This window comes from Achromobacter sp. FW305-C-30-7 (assembly GCF_058783105.1).
Genome location: NZ_JBYSYI010000012.1, coordinates 172752 through 179376, shown reverse-complemented (window position 1 = coordinate 179376; position 6625 = coordinate 172752). Strand labels below are relative to the sequence as shown.

At 67.6% G+C, this 6625-nt stretch carries 6 protein-coding genes; 5 read left to right on the top strand and 1 reads right to left on the bottom strand.

What is annotated here, in order from left to right:
* Positions 1–127: 127 nt before the first annotated feature.
* Entirely contained in the window at positions 128–838 is a 711-nt protein-coding gene (locus AC3WOB_RS28690) for a TetR/AcrR family transcriptional regulator (protein WP_013393567.1), read from the bottom strand.
* A 219-nt stretch (positions 839–1057) separates the two neighbouring features.
* Here AC3WOB_RS28690 and AC3WOB_RS28685 point away from each other — a divergent pair, with 219 nt between their 5' ends.
* Genes AC3WOB_RS28685 through AC3WOB_RS28665 form a run of 5 tightly spaced genes read left to right on the top strand, consistent with a single transcriptional unit; the run spans position 1058 to position 6561 of the window.
* On the top strand, positions 1058–2317 hold the full coding sequence (locus AC3WOB_RS28685; protein ID WP_492276897.1) for an alpha/beta fold hydrolase: 1260 nt from the start codon (positions 1058–1060) through the stop codon (positions 2315–2317).
* A gap of 23 nt (positions 2318–2340) precedes the next feature.
* Positions 2341–3240, top strand: coding sequence for a VOC family protein (locus AC3WOB_RS28680; RefSeq protein ID WP_492276896.1), 900 nt, complete (start codon positions 2341–2343; stop codon positions 3238–3240).
* A gap of 24 nt (positions 3241–3264) precedes the next feature.
* A complete protein-coding gene (locus AC3WOB_RS28675; protein WP_492276895.1) occupies positions 3265–4953 on the top strand; it encodes an AMP-binding protein in 1689 nt (562 codons plus the stop codon).
* Positions 4940–5416, top strand: a complete 477-nt coding sequence (locus AC3WOB_RS28670) for an acyl-CoA thioesterase (protein ID WP_492276894.1) — start codon at positions 4940–4942, stop codon at positions 5414–5416. The genes AC3WOB_RS28675 and AC3WOB_RS28670 overlap by 14 nt, the downstream gene beginning before the upstream one ends.
* Positions 5413–6561: an FAD-dependent monooxygenase gene (locus tag AC3WOB_RS28665; RefSeq protein ID WP_492276893.1), complete on the top strand. Its 1149-nt coding sequence runs from the start codon at positions 5413–5415 to the stop codon at positions 6559–6561. Before AC3WOB_RS28670 ends, AC3WOB_RS28665 begins: the two co-directional genes overlap by 4 nt.
* The last annotated feature ends 64 nt before the right edge of the window (positions 6562–6625 follow it).

The following is a 6625-nucleotide window of genomic DNA, read 5'->3' as shown; positions in this document are numbered from 1 at the left end:
AGCCATCCGAAGCGCAGCCCCACCGGGGCGAGCATCGGAATGGCGCAGGGCAGCCTCGGCGGCTAAAGAACCCTGACATCCGCAAGCTCGAAGCCCTGCCGCCCCAAGCCGCCCGCATCCACGGCAATCAGGCCTGCGGCCCGCCAGGCAGCACCAGCTTTTCCAGGTAATCCAGATCCTCGCGCACCAGCCGCAGCGACTCGCGCACGTCCGGCGAGCGCGGCCGCCGGGCGGCGTCGCGCAACAGCGATTGCACGGCCATGTCGGCCATGATGGCCGCAACTTCCGCGCGGCCCAGCCTGCCGTCCGGCTTGTACCACCATGCCGACCAGTTGCACATGCCGATGAGGCTGAAAGCCGCGACGTGGGGATCGACCATTCGGAACTGCCCGTCGCGGATGCCGTTTTCGATGACCCGGCTGAAGTTCTCCAGCACGTTGCGCCGCGACGCCTGCACGGCCGCGCGCTGCTTGGGCGTCATGTCGGCCTCGGTCCGGTCGGCCACGCGGAATTCGGCGGTGCGCGACAGGATCAGGTCGGCGTGCTGCGTGACCAGGGCGCGCAGCGCCTCGACCGGATCCAGGTCCTCGCGGGTGGCGGTTTCGCCGGCCATTTTCTTGGCCGCGCTCAGCACGTCTTCAGTCAGCGAGCGCAGGATCGCGTCCTTGCTCTTGAAGTAGTAGTAGACGGCGGTGCGGCTCAGGCCCAGGGACTCGGCGATGTCCTGGATGCTGGTGCCGCCGGAGCCGCGCTTGATGAAGAGCGTGGCGGCGGCGTCGAGTATGGCGGTGCGCAGCGCTTCGCCCTTCAGCGCTCCCTTGGTGCTTGCGTCGTTCACGTTGCGATGTTCCTCGAATAGACCGTCCGGGACGGCCCCGTCCCGAAATTATGGCATGCGCGTTTCGGCTTCCCGGTCGCGCCGGGCATTGTTTTGCCCCTGTTGAGTCCCTCATTTTTGACGCTACTGTCAATTTTTTAAATTTAATTGACACTAAAGTCAAATATTCGTCTAATACGTCAAACCGAGGTCCACAGAACCTCGCCACAGGAGACGAATGTGACTACCGCCGCCCCCTCCAGCCAGATCACCGCAGGCTTTCTCAACACCGATTGGAATCCTCGCGACCTGCCCGCCGGCGCCTCGACCCGCAACGTCGTGCTGCGCACCGCGGACGGCGCCGCCACCTCCGGATCGCTGTACCAGCCGGCCGGCCCGCGTCCCGACACCGTGGTCTGCGTGATGCATCCGCGCGAGTTCATGGCCTGCCACTACCTGATTCCCGACATCGTCGGCGCCGGCCTTGCCGCCTGGTCGCAAGGCGCCCGCTCGGTCGGCAACGACCTCAGGCTGGAACATGAACAGGCGCTGCAGGACGTGGCCGCCGGCCTGCGCTTCCTGCGCGAGCAGGGTTTCAAGAAGATCGTGCTGCTGGGCAATTCCGGTGGCGCCGGCCTGTACGCCTTCTACGCCCAGCAGGCCGGCCTGCCCGCCAGCGAACGCGTCGCCCGCACGCCGGGCGGCAAGGCCTGCGGACTGGATGAACTGGACATGCCCGAGGTGCACGGGTTGGTGCTGGTGGGTCCGCACCCCGGCCAGGGCGCGCTGCTGCTGAACTGCATCGACCCCTCGGTCGGCGACGAGAACGACGCGCTGTCGGTGGTGGCGGAACTCGATCCGCTGGCGCCCGAAAACGGCTACCGGCCCAAAGGCGAGGCCCGCTACGCGCCAGAGTTCGTCACGCGCTACCGGCAGGCGCAGCGCGACCGCGTGGCCCGCCTGGACGCGCAGGCGCGGCAGATCATCGCCGATCGCCTGGCGGCCCGCGCCGACGTCAAGAGCGGCGCCGATGCTTCGGCCGAACGCCGTCGCCAGGCCGCGCACACACCGGTCCTGGTGGTCTGGCGCACCGACGCCGACCTGCGCTGCCTGGACCTCAGCCTGGATCCCTCCGACCGCCACCCGGGCTCGCTCTGGGGCAAGGATCCTTACGCGTCGAACTACGGCGCCGTCGGCTTCGCCCGCTTCTGCACGCCGGAGAGCTGGCTCTCGACCTGGTCCGGCCTGTCGTCCAACGCCAGCATGGAACGCACCGCCGGCGGCATCGTCCAGCCCACCTTGATCATCGAATACACCGGCGACCAGGCCTGTTTCCCTTCCGACGTGCGCGCCATCCATGACGCCATCCCCGCGCCGGACAAGACCCACCTGCGCATCCGCGGCGACCACCACGGCCGCGCCCTGGCTGAAACCGAAGAACCTGGGCGTTACGCCGCCGGCCGCGAACTCGCCGCCTGGCTGCGCCAGCGCTTCCTCTAATCCGAATGTCGACGGAGCAAGTCATGACTGCAACCCCCAAGACCCCCGCCCCTCTGCGCCTGCACGGCGTGGACCACACGGCGCGGCCCACCTGGCGCCTGCGCGAAACCGTCGCCTTCTATCGCGACATCCTCGGCCTGCCGCTGGTCCATGTGATCTCGGCGCGCGGTTGGGGCCCCGCCACGCACCCGGACTTCCTGCACTTCTTTTTCGATAGCGGCCAGGGCAGCACGATTGCGTTCTTCTACTACCTGGGCTCGGACGAACCGGAGGCGCTGCGCGGACGCAGCAGCATGCGGCCGCTGCCCGAGGACCATGTGTTCGACGCCACCCATACCGCCTGGCTGGTCGATAGCGAAGACGAGCTCAAGGCCTGGAAGCAAAAACTGCAGGACGCCGGACTAGAGGTCTCCGTCGAAACCCGCCACGAGGTGATCGAATCCATCTATGTGCGCGATCCCAACGGCTACTTCATCGAATTCACGCGCAAGCTGCGCCCGTTGGGCGAGGTCGACGCGATCGACGCCGACCTGACGCTGCGCGCGGCCATGCAGGCCGAAGCCGATGCGGAATCGGCCGGCGGGCGCATCCGTCATATCGACGACGTCTGGGCGCGCAAGGCCGCGCTGCTGGAAGACCGGCTGCAGATGGCGGACAGCGCCGCCGAGCCGCGCGTGCGGATCTTCGTGCCCCGGGTCGAGGAATTCTCTTCCCTGGTGCAGGACGCTTCCGAGCGCGACAACTGCACCGTGGTGCCGGGCGAGCATTTCGACTGCATCGTCGCCGACGGCCCGCTGGAATTCCAGCGCAAGGCCCTGGGGCTCAAGCCCGCCGTCTGGTACGGCTTGTTCACCGGCGGCGTCAGCGGCACGATCGACGTATTGGATCGGGACCGCGTCCTGATCTCGGCCGCGCGCCACTGAGACACGGGCCAGGAGGAGACAACCATGCGAGATATACGCCACCCCATAGAGGGCGTGATCTACCACCACGCCGAACGGGCCCGCCAGTACTTCGCCAGCGGCGCCTGGGAACGTTCGACCGTGGGCGCGGCGCTGCACGCCACCGCCCTGCGCTGCCCCGAGCGCACCGCGCTGATCATCGACGAAGGCAGCCTGAGTTTCCGCGAACTGGACGAACAGACCGACCGGCTGGCCGCCGCCTTGCTGAAACTGGGCCTGGCGCCGGCGGACCGCGCCATCTTCCAGATGGGCACCACCCTGGAAACGGCGCTGGCCCTGCTGGCCTGCTACAAGGCGGGCATCGTGCCCGTCTGTTCGCTGCCGCAGCACCGCGAACTGGAGATCGGCCAGTTGACGCGCCAGACTCGCGCACGCGGCTATTTCGTGCAGGCCGACTTCGGCAAGTTCGACCTGCCGGCCTTCGCCGCGGGCATGCTGGCCGCGAGCGACACGCTGGAGCACCTGGTCGTGGCGCGCGGCGACTCGCCGCATGGCGTGTCGCTCCATGCGCTGCTGGACGCGATGCCGCTGGCCGAGGCCCGCCTCATCCTGGCGGACCACGGCCCCGGCTGCGAAGACGTGCTGAGCTTCCAGCTGTCGGGCGGCACCACCGGCATGCCCAAGATCATCCCGCGCTTCCATGCCGAGTACCTGGGCCATTCGCTGGCCTGCGCCCGGCGCTACAAGATGCAGGACGACGACCGCATCATCTGGGCGCTGCCCCTGCTGCACAACGCCGCCCAGGTCTACGTGCTGATTCCCGTGATCGCCATGGGCGTATCCGCGGTGCTGATGCCACGGGTCGACGTGCCGCGCATGCTGGAACTGATCGAGCGCCACCGCGTCACCCGCGCCATGTCCATCGGGCCGATAGCGCCGCAGCTCATGGCCTTTCCGGACCTGGCGCGCTACGACCTGTCCACGCTGCGCCTGTTCATCACCATGAGCGCGGCCGACCGGCTCGAAGCCCATCTGAACGTACCCTGCTCCAATCTGTTCGGCATCACCGAAGGGCTGCTGCTGGGCTCGCCCGCCGACGCGTCCGAGTACGAGCGGCACCACACCCAGGGACGCTCGGGCTGCCCCGAAGACGACATCCGCCTGCTGGCGCCCGGCACCGAGGAGCCAGTGGCCGAAGGGCAAATGGGCGAACTCTGCTTCCGCGGCCCTGCCACCCTGCCGGGGTTCTTCGACGCTCCCGCCGCCAACGCCTCGGCCTACACCTCCGACGGCTATTACCGCACCGGCGACATGATGACGGCGCGCGTGGTCGATGGCCAAACCTGCTACGCCTTCGAGGGCCGCCTGCGCGACAACATCAACCGCGGCGGCGAGAAGATCGGCTGCGAGGAAGTCGAGGCGCTGGTGGGCGCGCATCCGGCCATTTCCGAGGCGCGGCTGGTGGCCATGCCTGACCCGTTCTATGGCGAGAAAGGCTGCGTCTTCGTCATCGTCCGGCCCGGGCATAAGGCGCCGAGCCTGACGGAACTGGCGGAATTCCTCACCGGCCAGGGGCTCGCCAAATACAAGTGCCCGGAACGCATCGAACAGATCGAGGCCTTCCCCGTGACCAAGGTCGGCAAGCTCGACAAGGCCGCCCTGCGCCATAGCGTCGCGGAAATGCTCAACCAGGAGGCCGCCAAGGCCAGGGAGAACGGCAATGACCAGCACTGAATACGTAGTGAGCGAGACGCCGTTCATCGTGCGCCGCCGCGTCAAATGGGGCGATTGCGATCCCGCCGGCGTGGTCTACACCGTCACCTTCGGCGAATACGTGCTGTCGGCGGCCGAACTGTTCTACGGCCATCTGTTCAATGGCACGCCGCAGCGCATCAAGGACGAGCATGGTTTCGGCACGCCGACGCGCGCCCTGTCCTTCGACTTCCAGGCCTCGCTGTGGCCGGACGAGGAATTCGACATGTGCGTCAGGGTCGAGGAAATCCGCACCCGCACCTACACCCTGCACGTCGCCGGCAGCGTGCGTGGCCAGCCCGCCTTCGATGCCCGGCTGACCCCGATCTGCGTGGCGCGCGGCGAACGGCGCGCCATCGAAGTGCCCGCCGCGCTGCGCGGCGCCTTGCAGTCCTATCAGGAAGCCTGCGCGCAGGCCGAAGCAAACAGGAGCCAAGCAAAATGAAGATCGCCGTCATCGGAGCAGGCCCCGCCGGCCTGTACTTTTCGCTGCTGGCCAAGAAGCATGCCCCGCAGCACGACATCACCGTCTACGAACAGAATCCGCGCGGCGCCACCTACGGCTGGGGCGTGGTGTTCTCGGACATCGGCCTGTCCTTCCTGCGCGAGGCCGACCCGGAATTCTTCAAGGCCTTCGTCGCGCACCACGAACGCTGCGACTACATGGAGATCATCCACCAGGGCGCCCGCGTCCAGGTCCAGGGCAACCATTTCTCGCGCACGGCCCGCATCGACATGCTGGAAGTCCTGGAAAAAGCCTGCCTGGAAGCCGGCGTGAAGATCCTGCACGAGCAGCGGATCGAGGACATCGGGCGGCTGGCCGCGGAAGTGGACATGGTGGTGGCCGCCGACGGCAGCAACAGCGCCGTGCGCAAGCAGTACGCCGAGTACTTCCGCCCCAGCTTCGAACGCCGCCGCAACAAGTTCGCCTGGTATGGCACCCGCCAGCGCTTCCATCCGGTATCGCTGATCTTCCGCGAAACAGACCACGGCATCTTCATCGCCCACAGCTACCAGTACAGCAAGGATCTCAGCACTTTCCTGGTGGAAGTGGACCCGGACACCTGGCAGCGCGCCGGCCTGGACTCGGCCAGCGAGGACGCCAGCCGCCGCTATTGCGCCGAGGTGTTCCGCGCCGACCTGGGCGCGAACGAACTGCTGGGCAACCGCTCCCTGTGGTTCGAGGCCAGCATCGTGCGCAACGAGCGCTGGTCGCACGGCAACATCGTGCTGCTGGGCGATGCACTGCGCACCGTGCATTTTTCGCTGGGCTCCGGCACCCGCATGGCGATGCAGGACGCGATCGCCCTGCATCAGGGTCTGACGCAGCATCCCGACGACGCGCAGGCCGCGTTCGCGCACTTCGAGGCGCAGCGCCGTCCGGCGTCGGCCAATTTCCAGACCGCCGCCGCGCGCAGCCTGGACTGGTACGAGAACGTGGCCGAGAAGATGCACCTGGACCCGGTGTCCTTCGCCTACGACTACATGCGCCGCACCGGCCAAGTCAGCCACGACGACCTGCGCCAGCGCGATCCGGGCTTCGCCGCTGCCTACGAGGCGCGGCATCCGGAAGCGGCCGCCGTGTCCTGAAGCGCTGTTTTGAGTACCCGGCCGCGGCGCTTTTATCCGCGCTTGTGGCCTCAACGATAAGCGG

What these genes read in the sequence shown, in the direction of transcription:
- AC3WOB_RS28680 (WP_492276896.1), top strand. Translation starts at nt 2,341, where the DNA reads ATGACTGCAACCCCCAAGACCCCCGCCCCTCTGCGCCTGCACGGCGTG.
- AC3WOB_RS28675 (WP_492276895.1), top strand. Translation starts at nt 3,265, where the DNA reads ATGCGAGATATACGCCACCCCATAGAGGGCGTGATCTACCACCACGCC.
- AC3WOB_RS28670 (WP_492276894.1), top strand. Translation starts at nt 4,940, where the DNA reads ATGACCAGCACTGAATACGTAGTGAGCGAGACGCCGTTCATCGTGCGC.
- AC3WOB_RS28665 (WP_492276893.1), top strand. Translation starts at nt 5,413, where the DNA reads ATGAAGATCGCCGTCATCGGAGCAGGCCCCGCCGGCCTGTACTTTTCG.